The sequence below is a fragment of the Aestuariibius sp. HNIBRBA575 genome, from assembly GCF_040932005.1.
Taxonomy (GTDB): Bacteria; Pseudomonadota; Alphaproteobacteria; order Rhodobacterales; family Rhodobacteraceae; genus CANLNM01.
In genome coordinates this window covers 1465767-1482809 of sequence record NZ_CP162414.1, presented here as the reverse complement: position 1 = coordinate 1482809, position 17043 = coordinate 1465767, and the positions used below count along the sequence as shown (strand labels likewise).

At 55.2% G+C, this 17043-nt stretch carries 18 protein-coding genes and 1 other RNA gene; 11 read left to right on the top strand and 8 right to left on the bottom strand.

All coding sequences use genetic code 11. The features are described from left to right. Positions 1-20: 20 nt before the first annotated feature. From AB1F12_RS07520 to AB1F12_RS07510, 3 genes are read right to left on the bottom strand one after another with little or no spacing between them, the layout of a single operon-like run. Entirely contained in the window at positions 21-527 is a 507-nt protein-coding gene (locus AB1F12_RS07520; RefSeq protein ID WP_368187841.1) for a DinB family protein, read from the bottom strand. Further along, a complete protein-coding gene (locus tag AB1F12_RS07515; RefSeq protein ID WP_368187839.1) occupies positions 524-1189 on the bottom strand; it encodes a DUF1326 domain-containing protein in 666 nt (221 codons plus the stop codon). The genes AB1F12_RS07520 and AB1F12_RS07515 overlap by 4 nt, the downstream gene beginning before the upstream one ends. 1 nt (position 1190) lies before the next feature. Beyond that, positions 1191-1961 carry a DUF2182 domain-containing protein gene (locus AB1F12_RS07510; RefSeq protein ID WP_368187838.1) on the bottom strand — a complete coding sequence of 257 codons (771 nt, stop codon included), beginning with the start codon at positions 1959-1961 and terminating at the stop codon, positions 1191-1193. A 93-nt stretch (positions 1962-2054) separates the two neighbouring features. Between AB1F12_RS07510 and AB1F12_RS07505 the strand changes: the two genes are divergently transcribed. The 10 genes from AB1F12_RS07505 (at position 2055) to AB1F12_RS07460 (ending at position 9493) form a co-directional block, all read left to right on the top strand. Further along, positions 2055-2783 carry a FadR/GntR family transcriptional regulator gene (locus tag AB1F12_RS07505; RefSeq protein ID WP_368187836.1) on the top strand — a complete coding sequence of 243 codons (729 nt, stop codon included), beginning with the start codon at positions 2055-2057 and terminating at the stop codon, positions 2781-2783. Positions 2784-2875: 92 nt separating this feature from the next. Next, positions 2876-3223: a transfer-messenger RNA gene (gene ssrA, locus AB1F12_RS07500) on the top strand. A 194-nt stretch (positions 3224-3417) separates the two neighbouring features. Beyond that, positions 3418-4068 (top strand): DUF1194 domain-containing protein, encoded by a 651-nt coding sequence (locus AB1F12_RS07495; protein ID WP_368187834.1) that lies wholly within the window; start codon positions 3418-3420, stop codon positions 4066-4068. Positions 4069-4214: 146 nt separating this feature from the next. Next, positions 4215-5021: a chromate resistance protein ChrB domain-containing protein gene (locus AB1F12_RS07490; RefSeq protein WP_368187831.1), complete on the top strand. Its 807-nt coding sequence runs from the start codon at positions 4215-4217 to the stop codon at positions 5019-5021. Then, positions 5018-6394 (top strand): chromate efflux transporter, encoded by a 1377-nt coding sequence (gene chrA, locus AB1F12_RS07485; protein ID WP_368187829.1) that lies wholly within the window; start codon positions 5018-5020, stop codon positions 6392-6394. The genes AB1F12_RS07490 and chrA overlap by 4 nt, the downstream gene beginning before the upstream one ends. Further along, positions 6324-6809 (top strand): SspB family protein, encoded by a 486-nt coding sequence (locus tag AB1F12_RS07480; RefSeq protein ID WP_368187827.1) that lies wholly within the window; start codon positions 6324-6326, stop codon positions 6807-6809. The genes chrA and AB1F12_RS07480 overlap by 71 nt, the downstream gene beginning before the upstream one ends. Before the next feature lie 157 nt (positions 6810-6966). After that, positions 6967-7527, top strand: coding sequence for a class I SAM-dependent methyltransferase (locus tag AB1F12_RS07475; RefSeq protein ID WP_368187826.1), 561 nt, complete (start codon positions 6967-6969; stop codon positions 7525-7527). Between the two features lie 148 nt (positions 7528-7675). Then, positions 7676-9067 carry a class II fumarate hydratase gene (gene fumC, locus AB1F12_RS07470; RefSeq protein ID WP_368187824.1) on the top strand — a complete coding sequence of 464 codons (1392 nt, stop codon included), beginning with the start codon at positions 7676-7678 and terminating at the stop codon, positions 9065-9067. Beyond that, the gene (locus tag AB1F12_RS07465) at positions 9064-9240 is read left to right on the top strand and encodes a DUF4169 family protein (protein ID WP_368187823.1); all 177 of its coding nucleotides are present in this window, start codon (positions 9064-9066) and stop codon (positions 9238-9240) included. The genes fumC and AB1F12_RS07465 overlap by 4 nt, the downstream gene beginning before the upstream one ends. Then, positions 9233-9493: a ribbon-helix-helix domain-containing protein gene (locus tag AB1F12_RS07460; RefSeq protein WP_368187822.1), complete on the top strand. Its 261-nt coding sequence runs from the start codon at positions 9233-9235 to the stop codon at positions 9491-9493. The genes AB1F12_RS07465 and AB1F12_RS07460 overlap by 8 nt, the downstream gene beginning before the upstream one ends. On the opposite strand, the gene AB1F12_RS07455 is transcribed toward AB1F12_RS07460, so the two are convergent. The 4 genes from AB1F12_RS07455 to AB1F12_RS07440 all read right to left on the bottom strand — a co-directional run bounded on the left by AB1F12_RS07455 (position 9481) and on the right by AB1F12_RS07440 (position 13466). Next, positions 9481-9729, bottom strand: a complete 249-nt coding sequence (locus AB1F12_RS07455; RefSeq protein ID WP_368187820.1) for a hypothetical protein — start codon at positions 9727-9729, stop codon at positions 9481-9483. The two genes, AB1F12_RS07460 and AB1F12_RS07455, sit on opposite strands and share 13 nt — an antisense overlap. Before the next feature lie 285 nt (positions 9730-10014). Further along, positions 10015-11394 (bottom strand): cytochrome P450, encoded by a 1380-nt coding sequence (locus tag AB1F12_RS07450; RefSeq protein WP_368187817.1) that lies wholly within the window; start codon positions 11392-11394, stop codon positions 10015-10017. Beyond that, positions 11375-12661, bottom strand: a complete 1287-nt coding sequence (locus AB1F12_RS07445) for a hypothetical protein (protein WP_368187815.1) — start codon at positions 12659-12661, stop codon at positions 11375-11377. The genes AB1F12_RS07450 and AB1F12_RS07445 overlap by 20 nt, the downstream gene beginning before the upstream one ends. 52 nt (positions 12662-12713) lie before the next feature. Further along, entirely contained in the window at positions 12714-13466 is a 753-nt protein-coding gene (locus tag AB1F12_RS07440; protein WP_368187812.1) for a cytochrome c biogenesis CcdA family protein, read from the bottom strand. A 91-nt stretch (positions 13467-13557) separates the two neighbouring features. Between AB1F12_RS07440 and AB1F12_RS07435 the strand changes: the two genes are divergently transcribed. Further along, positions 13558-13779 carry a sulfurtransferase TusA family protein gene (locus AB1F12_RS07435; RefSeq protein WP_368187809.1) on the top strand — a complete coding sequence of 74 codons (222 nt, stop codon included), beginning with the start codon at positions 13558-13560 and terminating at the stop codon, positions 13777-13779. Between the two features lie 147 nt (positions 13780-13926). On the opposite strand, the gene AB1F12_RS07430 is transcribed toward AB1F12_RS07435, so the two are convergent. Continuing rightward, complete coding sequence (locus tag AB1F12_RS07430) at positions 13927-16875, bottom strand: ribonuclease E/G (RefSeq protein ID WP_368187807.1); 2949 nt, start codon at positions 16873-16875, stop codon at positions 13927-13929. Positions 16876-17043: the final 168 nt, after the last annotated feature.

Here is a 17043-nt window from a genome sequence, read left to right as displayed (position 1 = left end):
CCTTGGATAAAAACGCTGAATCAAGATAGCTCTGCCATGAAAAACAAATCAGATGGTGCCCCATCCTGACCGGTTTGGGTCATCATGGCGTGGATTTGCCCCCGGTGATGGGTCTGGTGATTAAAGAAATGCGTGACGCACAGCGCCTTGGATTTTGTGATGTCACGGCCCATTATTTTAGACTGAGTCACCAGATCCCCCGTCAAACCCGCCAAAGTCACCTGATTGGCCCAATCCGAAATCCGTGCATCCATGTCGCGCCGTTTGATCCGCCAATCGGCCGCATCAGTGGCGTAGTTCAGCCCCTCTTTGATGCCACCAATGGGTGCGCTGCCCCCGTCAAAGCGTGAAATCCACAGATGATCCACCCAGATCAAATGGTTCAGCGTCGCCCAGATAGAGCCAAAAAACGCACCGCGATCGGCCTTCAGCTCCTCAGCTGACAATTCATCAACTGCGCCACATAACAGATTGTTTTGCCACGCATTATAGGACGCCATAGTCACGCAATATTCGGGCGTTATCATTTTTTGCCGCCGCTCCAATCAATGGAACAGATTTCGCCTGACTTACCGCCAAAATCCCAAATCCGTCCATAATCACGCACCTTGGATTTCACCCCACGTGCTGCAATCACATCAGGGCCCATCCAGTATTGGGTGTTGGTCATTGTGACGGGTTTGTCAGGATCCGCGCCGGGGATCATTTCAATCTCGCCCTGAATTTTGCGCCCGATATACAGCCCACGTTTGGTGCCTTCGCGCACGATTTCCACCTGTTCACGTTCAGCACCGATGATTTCTGACACCAGCATGGTAAACAGACCCGTCGTTCCCCCAGCTTGGCCACTAAAGATTTTTAGAATCCCATCATAGGCCACGTCACTGGCGCGATTGTCGACATAAGCGGCGACTTTCCAATTGCCTTCGGACATGCGACCCGGAATATCGACCATCAGCCCGACATTCAGACCTGACAGGCTTTCGCCCTCAAAATGACCTTCGTCGATCGCGATGGCCATCCAAGCCTGACAATAGCCTTCGGTTGGGGGGTGTTGGCCAAGCGACACAACGCAGGGGCAAAACACGGTGCAGGAACAATTCAAAAACAGCTCGCCCTTGATCGCCCAATCCGTTGGCGTTGCGGTTCGACGCATTGGATGCGCCTCTACGATATCAGCTCCACACATGTTATCCTCCTATTATGTGCTCAGTGATGTGCAAAGCCGCGACCAGCACACCTACAAAAATCAGTCCAAAACCAACAGGTTGTCGCGCAAAGCGCCCAACATCCGGTAGTTTTTCAATCACCATAAAAACCGTCGCCAACCCCATCCAGATCAGGCTCATGGCGCCCCCGACAAAGGCCAAACCCATGATCGCCCAGCAGCATCCAACGCAGACCAATCCCAGCTCTGCGCCCATGCGCAACCCCCCGGTGGCACCTGCCCGCCAGTGACCCAAAAAGTACATGGTCGGCGTGCGGCATACATCCTGACAGGCCGCCTTGGTTTGGCTCAGTTGATAGGCCCCTGCGACAATCAGCAATGTCACCGCAAACCAGATAGATTGGGCGCGCCCCAGATCATCGGTGATCCCTGCCCGCGCCAATGCAACCTGCAATCCCGCAAACCCGATTGACGCCAAAGCCCAGACCACCGCATATCCCGCCAAAACACCAATCCAGCCGCCCCGGCTGCCCGCGCCACGGGTGATCAGATCATCATAGACCTTCAATGTTGGCACCATGGTCGGCAACATCATCGCGGCCATCATGATCATCCACATGATCGTCAATCCGCCAAACCCGGCCTCGGATGACAAACACAAATCCCAAAAACTGCGGCCAGAATAATCCAGCCCACTGGCCCGGATCATGCCAAAAACCGCCCCCCAAGCCACTAGGATGCTGGCAAAGAAGCTAAGCCACAAAACGGCGCGCAGATTGATCACGTCTCTCATCTTTGGGGCCTTTTGCGATTTCGAGTGCGACTCAGGTCTTGTGAAATTAATGTCAGACATTTAAAATTCTGGCAATTAGGAAATGTCAGACATATGAAAAAAACCACCGAAAAGACCACCGACCTCTCTGCGCAAATCGCAAATTCGATCCGAGAAGCGATCGTTTCTGGCGACCTGATCGTGGATGCCAGATTGCCATCCGAAGCTGAATTATCCGAACAGTTTTCGGTGTCACGCAGCACGGTGCGCGAGGCGCTAAAACGTCTGGCTGCCCAAAGCCTGATCCGCACGCAGCGCGGGGCAACTGGCGGTGCGTTTGTTAATCGGCTTTCTTACGAAGACGCGTATTCTCAACAGGTTACAACGTCGACTTTGTTGTTATCGATGAACGCGATCAGCTTTGAAATTGCCTGCGAGGCGCGGTTTTCATTGGAACGCGCCTGTGCCCCATTGTCAGCGCAGCGGCGCAATGCCGATCAGCTGGCAACCATGCGTGCCGAAATTTTTCGCCAACAACAATCCGGCCTGACGGATGAGGCTTTTTGCGCCTCAGATGTGGCATTTCACCGGGCTTTGGTCGATGGGGCCGGCAACCCGGTTCTGTCCTATCAACTGGCCGGCGCGGTTGAGGCGATGCAGCCATTGATGAACATGATCACCTTTACGGCGCGCAGCCGCGAACGGATTGTTGCGCTTCATATTGCGATTGCCGATGGGATCGAAGCAAGAAGCGCAAGCGCCGCCGATAGCGCGCTGATCGAACTGGCCAATTACACCGCAGAATTGGGCCGCCACCGCGCGGAACATTCCCAAAAAGGTTAGATTTGCGCATAGGAAAACGGTCGATGTATCACAGCAGGCCCCTATCCGACCCATAGACGAAACACGGGCGGAATGGATCATTTTGCCTTGGCCCCCTTTCAATCCTGATAACAAGACCTTATGTTTGGAATGTCCTTCGGGACTATGGACATAAACGCGCTCGTAATAAGCGGATCGGACCCGGGGGCGGTACCCGGCGTCTCCACCAAAATCCTTCATTTGGGGATCATGGGGACGAAATAGGATCGACGAACGTCTAAAGGGGTTAGCTTTGTTTCGGTGAGTTACCACCGTTATCGGTACACTTAGAGTAGTTGCAAATGACAACAAAGCTCCAATGGCTCTCGCAGCGTAAGCTGTGCGAAACATTGAAAATTAAGCCCTTGCGCCTAGCAGCGTAAGGCGGGGTTTGCAGGTACCTGGCAACAGAAACCTGCGCTTTCCCACATTGAAAACGATGTTTTTAAACAGAAAAAGACCGCCCCGAAGGACGGCCCAAACTCATTACCCCCACAAAACAACTTGATCAAAATGATCCGAAGGTGGCCCCCTATCTCGCCTTCTGATGTGCATCTGCATAGTATGGAATTCCATACCTCTTGAGTTTTTTGACAAAATCGCCTCAACTCAAAACATGTTCAAATTAGCGATTTCGATCCTCTTTTGTTTTGTAACGTCAATGGCGCAGGCCTGTTCAACGGCGTTGCTGTTGATGATCGATGTGTCCAATTCAATTGACGAAGGCGAATACCGTTTGCAAACTGACGGTTTGGCCGATGCGTTGCTGGATCCGGAAATCATGGATGAAATCATTGCCGGTCAGGTCGCCATGTCGGTCATGCAATGGTCCGGCCAAGACCGCCAAATGATCACGCAACCCTGGACGATTTTAACCAATGGCGACCAGGTTCGCGAATTTGCCCTGATCGCACGCACCACACCGCGGGCCTTTGCCCTGTCGGACACTGCGCCGGGGAATGCGTTGTCTTTGGCATTGGATCAGATGGAAAACGCCCCGGACTGCCACCGGAAAATTATCGATGTGTCGGGCGACGGCACAGCCAATTCTGGCATTGATGTCAGACCGTTACGCACACGCGCAGAACGCATGGGGGTGACGGTCAATGGCATCGCCATAGAAGGTATGGGCCTGACGATCACCGTCTATTTTCACCGATCCATCATCACACGCGACGGGTTTGTCATCACCGCACGCGGCCATCGTGAATATCCTGACGCAATCCGTCGGAAAATTTTGCGCGAAGTGGCACGAATATTTGGTTAACGCGCCCCATACCCCTTGACCGGACCCAGCCACTGACCTACCCAAAGAGCATGGGAACCGCGTTCCTCCCGTGAGGCTAAGGCCAAGGTCGCATCCATTTTGACCGGCTCAGAATCGTTCTGAGCCTTGCCAGGAAAGGATGCTTTGTGGCTGGCTTTACTGAAATATCCCCTACTCAATTGATGCGTTTGATCGGCGGACCAACAGCGCCGCAAATCGTGGACGTCATCACCGACGAAGATTTCAACGAGGATCCGTTTCTTATTCCGACGGCCTTTCGGCACAATCACACCGCGTTACAGGATTTGAAAGAACGGCTGGGCAACGGTCCCATTGTTGTTGTCTGTCAAAAAGGCCTGAAATTGTCGCATGGCGTCGCTGCGCATTTGCGGGCGGCGGGGTTTGAGGCGCAGGTTTTACAGGGGGGCAATTATGGCTGGCGGGATGCCAAATTACCGCGCATTCCCGCACAAGCCGTCGCAGGTTTGCAACAAGGTGGCACGCTTTGGGTGACGCGTCACCGCCCCAAAATTGACCGGATCGCCTGCCCGTGGTTGATCCGCCGTTTTGTTGACCCCGCGGCACAGTTTTTGTTTGTGCCACCTGCGCAGGTTCAAGGCGTTGCTGAAAAATTTGGCGCAGTTCCCTTTGATGTCGAAGACGTCCCTTGGTCCCATGAAGGGGATAAATGCACCTTTGATACCATGATCAAACGGTTCAATCTGTCCCATGACGCGCTGAAAAATCTGGCTTTGATTGTGCGCGCGGCTGATACAAACAACAATAACAATGCACCACAAGCCGCTGGTTTGCTTGCTATTTCTGTTGGATTGTCAAAACTCTACAAAGATGACATCGAACAATTGCAGGCGGGCATGACGCTGTATGACGCGCTGTATCGCTGGGCACGGGACGGCGTGAACGAAACCCATGACTGGCCGGTGGCGCGATGACATCTTTGCGTGAACTCACCCAAGTTTTTGGCCGCATTGGCCTGTTTTCGTTTGGTGGACCCGCGGCGCAAATCGCGTTGATGCACCGTGAATTGGTCGAAACCCGACCTTGGCTCACAGAAGCCCAATTTTTGCGCGCGCTCAGCTTTTGCATGATGTTGCCCGGCCCCGAAGCCATGCAATTGGCGACCTATTCAGGCTGGCGATTGCGCGGCATCCCCGGCGGTTTGATCGCCGGGGGGTTGTTTGTCCTGCCCGGTGCCATTGTGATCTTTGCGCTGGCTTGGATTTATGCCCATTTTGGCGGTGTTCCATTGGTGCAGGCCATTTTCCTCGGGGTGAAGGCAACCGTGGTGGTGATCGTGCTGCAAGCCATTCTAAAGGTTGCCAAAAAAGCGTTGAAAGCGCGGTCCGATATCGGCATCGCGATCGTGTCTTTTGTTGCGCTTTTCTTCTTTAACACGCCTTTTCCGCTATTGATCGCAGCGGCAGCGCTTTATGGGGCGTTGGCGACACGTGCTCGCCCGACAGACGGACAAAAACCGGTATTATCACTGGGACGCACCTTGCGGATTTTGGCAATCGGCGGTGTCATTTGGGCGGCCCCTTTGGCGCTGGCGGCCCTGTTGGGACAAGAGTTTCTTTTGTCTTTGGGGCTGTTTTTCTCCAAATTGGCAGTTGTGACCTTTGGCGGCGCCTATTCAGTGCTGGCCTACATGACCCAAGAGGTCGTGACAGGCTTTAACTGGCTGAGCACAGATCAAATGATGGACGCGCTGGGGTTGGCAGAGACAACACCGGGGCCGCTGATTTTGGTCACTCAATTTGTCGGACATTTGGCTGGCAATGCCCAGGGTCAGTTTGTTCTGGCTGGGTTGATGTCATTGTGGGTGACGTTTGTCCCTTGTTTTATATGGATTTTCGCTGGCGCGCCGCTTATTGATTGGCTGGAACACCAACCGCGAATATCGGGCGCGTTGCATGCGATTACCGCCGCTGTTGTTGGCGTCATCGCGAATCTGTCAATTTGGTTCGCGGCCCATGTTTTCTTTGGTGACATCACCAAAATTGACACCGGATTTTTATCCTTCATCCTGCCGCAGATCACCACATTCCAACCCATCGCAGCGATTTTAGCGGCCTTTGCAGCCCTGCTTTTGCTGCGATTAAAGTGGGATATGGTGCTGGTCCTGGCGATCATGGCGGTCCTTGGCCTGGGACTTGGGGTCGCAAACCTCGTTTGCCCCCTTTTCACTGGCGTAGAATCTTTTATGCTGGCCGCACTATCAAAGGAGCCCCCCGGTGAGCGATACGATCGACTATGGCAATCTCATGCATCACGCCATGCGTGGACTGATCAAGCAGGTCCTTGAAAACGTTGCAAAAAACGGGCTTCCGGGCAACCACCATTTCTTTATCACGTTTGACACCAATCATCCCGATGTTGAAATCGCCGATTGGCTGTCCGACCGGTATCCCGGCGAAATGACGGTTGTGGTCCAGCACTGGTTCGACAATCTGGACATCACAGATGACGGTTTTTCGATCACGCTGAACTTTGGCAACAACCCCGAACCGCTCTATATTCCGTTTGATGCGCTGCAGACCTTTGTCGATCCGTCCGTGGAATTTGGCCTGCGGTTTGAAACGCAGGACGGTGAGGATGGCGAAGAAGAAGACGCCGAAATCATGCCCGCGCCGATGACCCATGTCGAAGATCACGAAGTCGCCGCTGACGAACCCGTCAAAGAGGCCGAAGTGGTGTCGCTGGATTCGTTCCGCAAATAGCCCCCTTTGCCCCGGCAAAATCACAATCATTTGCACAGTCATTTGCACAGACACATTCACGGGCAACCTGTTGAAGGTTTTGTGAAATCTCACGCCTATGCGTTGACCTATCGCGCTTTGATCCTGATCTTAGACCTATCAGATCAGGAGCATTCCAATGGCGTCGGACATCCCTTTATTTCTTGGGCAATTGCTACGTAAACCCGGCCAAGTCGTCGCTTTGGCGCCCTCTTCTGCGGCTTTGGCCCAGCATATGGTGCAGGCCGTGCCGGATGGGTCTGGCGCCGTTGTCGAACTGGGTCCCGGAACCGGCAAAATCACCCGCGCTTTGTTGGGTCGGGGCATTGCCGCCTCTGATTTGCATTTGTTTGAACTGAACCCAGATTTCGCCAGCCATTTACGTGACACGTTCCCAGAAACCCATATTCACATCACCGGCGCGCAAAACGCCGTGGATCATATGGACGAACCGGTGCGCGCTGTTGTGTCGGGACTGCCTTTATTATCGATGCCAAACCACATTCAGGACGCTATTGTTGGAGGTGCGTTTCAGATGATGGGCCGTGGCGGTGTTTTCATTCAGTTCACCTATGGCCCGGTGCCCCCCATCAACGAAGCTTTGCGCAAAAACCTTGGCCTGAGATGGGACGTGTCGCGCAAAATCTGGGGCAATCTGCCGCCTGCACGGGTCTACACATTTCGCCAATCGAAAGTTTAGCGCAAACGCGACCTATTCTGTGTAGGTTTCCCCGCTTGGGGTGGTTTCCCTAGCTTGCCCCGCAGGTTAGGGTGCGCCCAAAGGGGCAATTGCCAAGTCATGCGCCCTGCTTTATTGCGGCATACAATTGCATACACAGGAGCATCCCATGGCCCAGACCCGCACAGAAACCGACAGCTTTGGCCCCCTAGAAGTCCCTTCCGACAAATATTGGGGCGCGCAAACGCAACGTTCGATCATGAACTTTCCCATCGGTTGGGAAAAACAGCCCGTCGCCATCGTGCGCGCCCTGGGCGTGATCAAAAAAGCCTGCGCCCAAGCCAACAAAGCCAGCGGCAAACTTGACGCGACTTTGGCCGATGCGATGATCACCGCTGCGGGCGAAGTGGTCGATGGCAAATTGGACGATCATTTCCCCTTGGTGGTGTGGCAAACCGGGTCGGGCACACAATCCAACATGAATTCCAACGAAGTGATCGCCAACCGCGCCATCGAAATTCTGGGCGGCGTGATCGGATCCAAAGATCCGGTGCACCCCAACGATCACTGCAATATGGGCCAATCGTCCAACGACACGTTCCCGACGGCGATGCATATTGCTGCGGCGATGACTGTGCGTGACGTGCTGCTACCGGGTCTGGAAAAATTTCAGGCCGGTCTAGAAGCCAAAGCCGTTGAATTCAAAGACATTATCAAAATCGGCCGCACCCATACACAGGACGCGACGCCGCTGACTTTGGGGCAGGAATTTTCCGGTTACGCCGCACAAATCCGCAACGGGATTGACCGGATCAAACTGGCCCTGCCCGGCATTTACGAACTGGCCCAAGGCGGCACAGCCGTTGGCACCGGGTTGAACACATCCCCTGGTTGGGACACCACCGTGGCCGCCAATATGGCCGAAATCACCGGCCTGCCCTTTGTGACTGCGCCCAATAAATTCGAAGCTTTGGCCGCCCATGACGCCATGGTGTTTATGTCCGGCGCGATCAAAACCACCGCCATGGCCGCCTATAAAATCGCATCCGACATCCGGTTCCTTGGCTCTGGTCCGCGCTCTGGTCTGGGCGAATTGATCCTGCCAGAAAACGAACCCGGATCGTCCATCATGCCCGGCAAGGTCAACCCGACCCAAGCCGAAGCCATGACACAGGTCTGCGCACATATCCTGGGCAACGACGCCGCCATCGCCTTTGCCGGGTCCCAGGGCCATTTTGAGCTGAACGTCTATAACCCAATGATGTCTTATAACCTGTTGCAAAGCATGCAACTTTTGGGGGATGTGGCCGATAGCTTTACCGAACGGATGCTGAACGGCATTCAGGCGAATGAGCCGCGCATCGACAAATTGATGAAAGAAAGCCTGATGTTGGTGACCGCGCTGGCCCCAACCATTGGCTATGACAACGCCACCAAAGTCGCCAAAACCGCCCATAAAAACGGGACAACCTTGAAAGAAGAGGCAATCGCCCTCGGCTTTGTGGATGAGGCAACGTTTGACGCGGTCGTGCGTCCCGAACAGATGATCGGCCCTAAATGAAGCCGATCAACCTGAACAAAGTCAGGAAAACACGTGCACGGGCCCAAGATAAGGCCCGTGCAGACCAAAATGCTGTCCGATTTGGCCGCACCAAAGCCGAACGATTGGCCGAAACAGCCCGTGCCGAACAGGCCTCAAAACGGCTTGATCAGTTAAAGTTTGAAGATGAGTGAGCACCCGACCCTGCCTGAATTGTTACAGGCCCTGCCGCAAATGCGACCCGTGAAACATTCGCTGACCCTGAAACAGCACCGAACATCTGTGTCATTGGAACCCGAATTTTGGCAGGCCTTTCAGGACATCGCCAAAGCAAAAGGCCAGACGATTAACGGTCTGGCCTCAGAAATTGACGCAGCGCGGGCGCCCGATGTCGGGCTGGCCTCAGCGATGCGCGTGTTTGTTTTGCGCTATTTTCAGTCGCCATAAAGCGCTGAACGGATGCGCGTCAGATCCACAGATTCCTGCGTTTCCTGTTTGGTGCCGCGAAGGTCCTGTTTGAACAGGCTGCGCAATTCACCATCGCTTAGCTTACGTTCAGGTTGAACATCTGCCTCGCCGTCGCGTGATTGACGCACGACCGACATGATGGTCTGCAGGGTCTGCGTCAGGCCTTTGCCTTTGGACTCGCCCCGGATCTCTTCCATTCCCATGCCATATGCCATGTCTGACACTCCTAATCTTCGTCACTTCGGTTACTACAAAGCTAATATGCGCCTTTACTTTGCCAAAATGAATGCCTCATTTGTGCCAAAATCTTGAGGAAATCGTTAACAAACCAGCCTTAACCCATTGATAACTAATAAATTCCAAATAATTTTAGACGTTATTTGTTTAGTCATACTCTCGCCATTTTGTTAAGCTGAGGTTAACCAAAACACGTTTATTGAAGCCGCTGTGGAAACAGTGCCTAGGTGTTTTCAAAGATCGTTGAAAATGATTGTGGCGACTCAGGCCCGCGGGGTGAGTCGCAACCAGATGCCATCGCGCGATCGAACGGTTAAATAGGCCACGGGCACGGGCGGTTTATTGGTTAACACCTCAAACCGATAGGCACGCAGCATTTGCGCCAACAAAAGCGGCCCCTCAACCATGGCAAAACCCGCCCCGGTACAGACGCGCGACCCAGCAGAAAATGGGATAAACGCATCCCGTATGCAGGTTTTACCGTTTTCTGTGGCCCAACGATCCGGGTCAAATTCATCCGGGCGATCCCACAGGCGTTCGTGTCGATGCAAATGCCAGGGCGACAGAACCACCTGCGATCCTTTGGCCACGTCCCGGCCCCGAAATTCCACCGGACAGCCTGCTTCGCGCACCATCATCGGCACCGGCGGATAAAGCCGCAACGCTTCGCGGAACACATCACGGGTTTGGCGCAGCTTGGACACGGATGCGAAATCTGGCGTTAACTCTGCCGCCTCTGCCGCCAATTTGTCCTGCCAGTCGGGATACAGCGCCAGCAAATATAACGTCCACGCCAAAGCAGAAGCGCTGGTTTCGTGCCCCGCCAAGAAAAAGATCGCAACCTGATCCACCATTTCTTCGGCGCTGAATGTGTCGCCGGTATCTGGGTCGACAGTCGTCATGATTTTGGTCGCCAGATCATCAGGCGCGGTCCCGGCGGCGATGTCTGCCATGCGCGCCGTGGTCAATTGTTCGATCAATGCGCGGATGTCGCGAGCGGTCCGTTTGGTTTCGTGTCGGAAAAACCGGGGCATCCATTTGGGGCCAGGAATAAAGGCGGCCAAGTTCAGGATCGGTTGACTACGTTGATAAGTGCGAAATTTGTCAAAGACCTGCGTGGCCACGTCATGTTCGATTGGGATCGAAAACAGCGTGCGAAAAATCACATCCGCTGCGGCGTGGCTGGTTTCGGCCTCGATCTCAAAATCGCGCCCATCTGCAATGGGGCGCAGACGTTCCACCGCTGCTTCGCCCGCGGCCCACATGGCAGGGAATGTATCGCGCAGCCGCCCGCCCTCAAAGGCCGGGTCGATGATGCGGCGTTGCCGTTTCCACGTGTCGCCATTGGTCAAAAACACGCTGTTGCCCAGCAAGGGGCGCAGACCTGCCCCCACCCGATCCGATTTCGGAAAATCATCGGGGCGTTCCTTTAGCACGGTTTTCACCAGCTTGGGGTCATTGGCCAGATAAGAGCGAAAAAACGGCGTGCGAAATTCAGCCATCCACGCGCGGTACAATTTGGCCGGCTGGGCTGATAGAATATCAGCCCGAAACAGTTTCAGATAGCGCCACAGGGTGGTATTATCTGGCCGCGCCGCCGGTTTTGGCGGAATTCTGGGCGCGTTATTTGGGGGCGTATCCATGGGTTACAGAAGTGTATTTCGACGCGGCAATGTCAATGCGTGAATTGGATGGATTGCGATCCTGATATCGGTCCCACAGGGTTTTGGGGCCTGCGGTGATTTGGAAATAATCGTAATCCCGTGGCCGATCAAAGGCGCAAAGATACTGAAAATGCAGCCGAAAGAACCGCCAACGCAATTCTTTCCAACGTGCAGGGCTGAGGGTCTGGGTAAAGGCGGCTGAAAACACCAGCGGCCATTGTTTGTCTGCTGGGGCCACGCCTGACACGGCGACCGGATCACAAAGGGCAAAGGCGCAGCCATCGCCGGGGGCGGTGACATCGACCCAGGCCAATTCATCCCGAGTGCAAAGATAGGCCAGATCGCCACGCAGACGGTCCGCCTTTGGCAGGAACGACACCATTGGCACCACTTGGCCCAAGGTCAGGAACGACAATTCCGGTCCATGCACAGGCACGCGCCCGGCCCGGATCAGATCGGCCAAAATCGTCACACCCAGATGCGCGCCCGATGAATGCCCCACGATCAGAACCTCATCCACGCCTGTGTTTAACGCATCCGCGATCACATCGCCGAATTCGGCCAATCGGGTTTCTAACTCGGGCGGGTTGGCCCCGTTAGAGGCCGCTGAATAAGCATAATCGTGCATCAGGTAATAGGCGAAAAATTTGCCGTCCTGTTTTTTGAACCAACGCATTAATGTGACAAACACGATGGCGGCGATCCCCCAGTATAATCCGGTGCTAAGCAGGGATTTGATCGTGGACCACAGCCCCTCTGTGCCTGCGGGGATTAGGGCGACCAATTTCGACAGGCCCAAACCGGCCCAATGGCCAATCAGAAGCGCCAACAGCAATTGCAGGATCAACATGCCCACCGGATAAAGCGCGGCAATCACCGGGCCTTTGCGCAGCCACATCAACCGGCGCAGCGCGCCCGACGCGATGTAGGTCCAGGCGGTGCGTGCCATTTGCAGATAGGTGGCCGGGATGGATGTGGCCATGCTGTCGCGAACGATGTCGGACCAGACCAGCACTTCGAATTCGGCGGCGACCTGCGCGCCGTCAATCTGACCATTCACCTGCCAGCCATAACGATCCCCGCCCTGTTTGGCCGCAAGGCTGATCTCATAGCCGCTAATCTGCGCCTGTGCGGCGCCTTCTTTGCGATAAAGCTCGCGGTAGCGGCGCGGGTGAATGGGATCATAGCCGGGAATGTAAAACACCCGGCGCGTTTTAACGGTACTTTTGGAAACAGACTCAGACATAACACCCTCTTTGTCAGGAAGGTTAGTGTGAAATCCGGGCAAAATTAAGCCATCACCCGATGTTTTGTAAAAACGGGAATGTGTCCAACAGCCAGAACGATATCGCGGTGAATTGCCCGGTCAGCATCAGCACACCGACCAACACCAGCAACAGGCCCGACACACGTTCAACACTGCGCAGATGGCGTTTCATCCACGCCATAAAGCCCTTTAATCGCGGGAAAAACGCGGCCAGCAGCAAAAATGGAATGCCCAGCCCCATCGCATAGATTGCCAGCAATGCAATGCCTTTGCCCAGATCTGCCTCGGAACTGGCCAGTCCTAGGATCGCGCCCAAAATCGGCCCCAAACACGGCGTCCAGCCAAAAGCAAAGGCCAGCCCCAGCACATAAGCGCCAAAGGCCGATCCGCCACGATCCCCTGCATCAATGCGGGCCTCTTGGTCCAGAAATTTGATCCGGTAAAGCCCGATAAAATGCAGACCAAATGCGATCACAATGATCCCGGCCCCCATTAGGAACCAGTCTTGGGCCTGCAAAAACACCCGTCCCAACGCCGATGCCGCCGCCCCAAGGATCAAAAACACAGTCGACAGGCCCAGCACAAAGAACAACGCCGTAACAACAACGCGGCGGCGCGCGGCCCCGTCTTGGTCCATATCCGTCACGCTGACCCCGCCCATATAGGCCAGATACGGCAACGCCACTGGCAAAACGCAGGGGCTGAGGAAAGACAACAGACCAGCGACCATAGCAATCAGCATGGCAACGGCAAACGAGGCATCAAGCAAAAGAGAAGCATCCATACCCCCTCTTAGATCAGCCCAAACCAAAGGTCACGTCATGTGCGGTCACAACCTAGTGGACAGATTGTAACATCCCGCTTATCTGAGCATTATGGATCAGGAATGTGACGCAATTGGGCTGCTATGCCCCCTGCCCGTGCTCAAGGCGCGCAAACGTTTGATGGCGATGGATTCGGGTGCGGTCCTGACCGTTCTGGCCGATGATCCGGCCGCGATCATCGATATCCCACATTTCTGCACCGAGGCCGGTCATACCTTTCTGGGTGTCGTCGAAACGGGCGCCTATCAAACCTATTCCATCCGCAAAGCGTAACCTTCCGTCTTGCGCGCCAATCGGCCTCCAAGACATTGTCTTGGATGGCTTATCAAGCATGCCGCAGGCATTCCGCTGGGTTCATCGTCTCAACAAAAAACGCCGCACAAGGATTGCGCGGCGTCTTCAGTTTCTTATCCGGTTGGCTTAGCGGCCACCCATCGACCACCAACCCCGACGTTTGGGTTTTGCGGGTTCCGGCGCTGCCACTGGGGCCGCTTCAACCACCGGTGCTGCGACCGTTTCGGCAACAGGCTCCGGTGTTGGCTCCGCCACAGGTTCAGCTGCTGGCACTGCTGCAGGTTCAACCGCTGGCGCGGCCACTTCGGCAGCGACTTCAGCCGTTTCAGCAACTGTTTCAGTTGGTTCGGCTGCTGGCGCGGCAGGGGCCGCTTCCGCAACAGATTCTGCGTCACTTGATGCCGCCTCTGCTGCTGCCGCTTCTGCCTCAGCGGCCAGTTGGGCCTTAGTTTTGCGACGTGTGCGGGTGCGTTTCGGCTTGGCCGGTTTGTCACCCTCCGCGTCAACAGCAGGTGCTTGTGCCTCAACAGCCGGTGCGTCAGCAGCGGGTGCCGCTTCGCCTTCAGCACTGACATCTGCGGCGACTTCTGGCTCGGCCTTTTTGCGTGACCGGGACCGGCGGGCGCGTTTAGGTTTCGCGGGGGCGTCGCCCTCTACCGTGTTGTCGCCTTCACCGGCATCAGATTTCGCGCTAGCTGCGTCAGCCGCGTCTACGGGTGCTGTTTCGGCGGTCTGACCTTCGCCATTTGGCGCGCTGTCAGTCGAAGTTTCAGTTGAGGTTTCAGTCGAGGTTTCGCTGGCATTGTCATCCGCTGCGTCTACAGAATTTTCACCCGAATTCTCATTCTCACCACCATTGCGGCGACGACGACGACGACGACGGCGTTTTTTGGGTTTCTCCTCTTGGCCCTCTTCGGCAGTTGCATCCACAACAACGGCCTCTTCGACCTCTTCTTCGGCCGTTTCAATGACCGAACTGTCGGATGAAATCACAGGTGTTGCCACCTCGGCCACAACGCGGGTCGCGGTTTTAAACTTCTCAATCGCGTAATCGGGCGCAACCATATGCGGGTCTGCCTCGATGCGCACAGACAGGCCATACCGGGCCTCGATCTGGGCCACGTGATCGCGTTTTTGGTTCATGATAAAGTTGGCGATGCCAATCGGGGCCCGCACCAGCACCTCTTTGGACCGGCCACGCACGCCTTCTTCTTCAAGTTGGCGCAGGATCATCAACGCAGTGTTGTCGTCCGAACGCAACAAACCTGTGCCGTGACAATGGGCGCAGGGCTGAGTTGTTGCCTCTAACATACCGGGGCGCAGACGCTGACGCGACATTTCCATCAGGCCAAAGCCCGAAATCCGGCCGACCTGAATACGGGCGCGATCGGTTTTCAGCTTGTCTTTCATCCGCTTTTCAACGGCGGCGTTGTTTTTGCGTTCATCCATGTCGATGAAATCGATGACGATCAAACCGGCCAAATCACGCAGGCGCAATTGACGGGCCACTTCATCGGCCGCTTCTAGGTTGGTTTTCACGGCTGTTTGTTCAATCGACCCTTCTTTGGTCGCACGCCCTGAATTAACGTCAACGGCCACCAACGCTTCGGTGATGCCGATCACGATATAGCCACCAGATGGCAATTGCACCGTCGGATTGAACATGCCCGACAGATAGCTTTCCACTTGGAACCGGGCAAACAATGGCAATGCATCGTTATAGGGTTTCACATTTTTGGCGTGGCTTGGCATGATCATTTTCATGAAGTCTTTGGCGGTGCGGTAACCGGTATCGCCTTCGACAATCACTTCGTCGATCTCTTTGGAATAAAGATCCCGGATCGACCGTTTGATCAGGTTGCCCTCTTCATAGATTGGGGCGGGCGCGACAGATTTCAGCGTCAGTTCGCGGATTTGTTCCCACAAACGTTGCAGATATTCATAGTCGCGTTTGATTTCTGTTTTGGTCCGTTGGGACCCGGCGGTGCGAATGATCAGGCCTGCCCCATCCGGGACATCCATTTCATTGGCGATTTCTTTCAGTTTTTTGCGGTCCGAGACGTTGGTGATCTTGCGGCTGATGCCACCGCCACGTGCAGTGTTGGGCATCAAGACACAATAGCGACCCGCCAGCGACAGATACGTGGTCAGGGCAGCGCCTTTGTTGCCGCGCTCTTCTTTGACGACCTGAACCAGCAGGATCTGACCGGTTTTGACCACTTCTTGGATTTTGTAACGCTTGGGGCGTGGTTTGCGCACGGGGCGCACATCTTCGCTGTCGTCTTCGTCGGCGACAGATTCGATGCCCGCATCCTTGGATGTGGCATCGCGCGATTTCTTTGGTTCGGCTTCGGCGTCATCTTCTACAACGTCGGCCGCATCGGCAGATTTCTCAGCGTCGTCAGCAGCCGCATCTGGTGCTGTGGACTCTGCAACAGGGGCAGTTTCATCCGCCTCTGGTGTCGCTTCTGCAACAGGGGTTTCCACCGTTTCTTCTGCGGCTTTTGGCTCTTCCACTGGGGTTTCGGCCACCAGTTCCATATGGCTCAGCCCCTCTTGGGGGTCTGCCATCGCGTCCGGTGCGGGCGCATCCAGATCGACCACTTCCATGCCCGCAATCTGTGCAGGGGCATCTGTGCCGTTCACATCGTCTGTTTTGACCTCTTCGGTCACCACTGGATCGTTGGTTTTGGTTTCCGCCGCTTTGGACCGCGACCGAGACCGGCGCCGACGTTTGGGCGCGGATTTCTCTTCTTCGGCCTCTGCTTCGGCTTTCAGGCTTTCGGCATAGGCGCGTTCCTCGGCGATCAGCGCTTCGCGATCAGCGATTGGAATACGGTAATAATCTGGGTGAATTTCAGAAAACGCCAGAAACCCATGGCGATTGCCACCGTAATCGATGAACGCCGCCTGCAGAGACGGCTCCACACGGGTTACTTTTGCAAGGTATATGTTTCCGGCGAGTTGGCGCTTGGCCTGGCTCTCAAAGTCGAACTCCTCGACCTTGTTTCCATCCACCACAACAACGCGGGTTTCTTCCGCGTGTGTGGCATCGATCAGCATCTTTTTTGCCATTTTTGCTTTCCCCATGACAAATGCGCCCCGGCGGAGCCCTATTGGGTCCGATCAAAGCGTTGTCATGATTGATTATGGCGACTGGTGCGCGCAAAGCGATGGCGAGGCCCAATTGGGTCCCTGCTCTCTCGCTTACTCTCGTCGCGCGCCTCATCGCGTTCCTTCTCT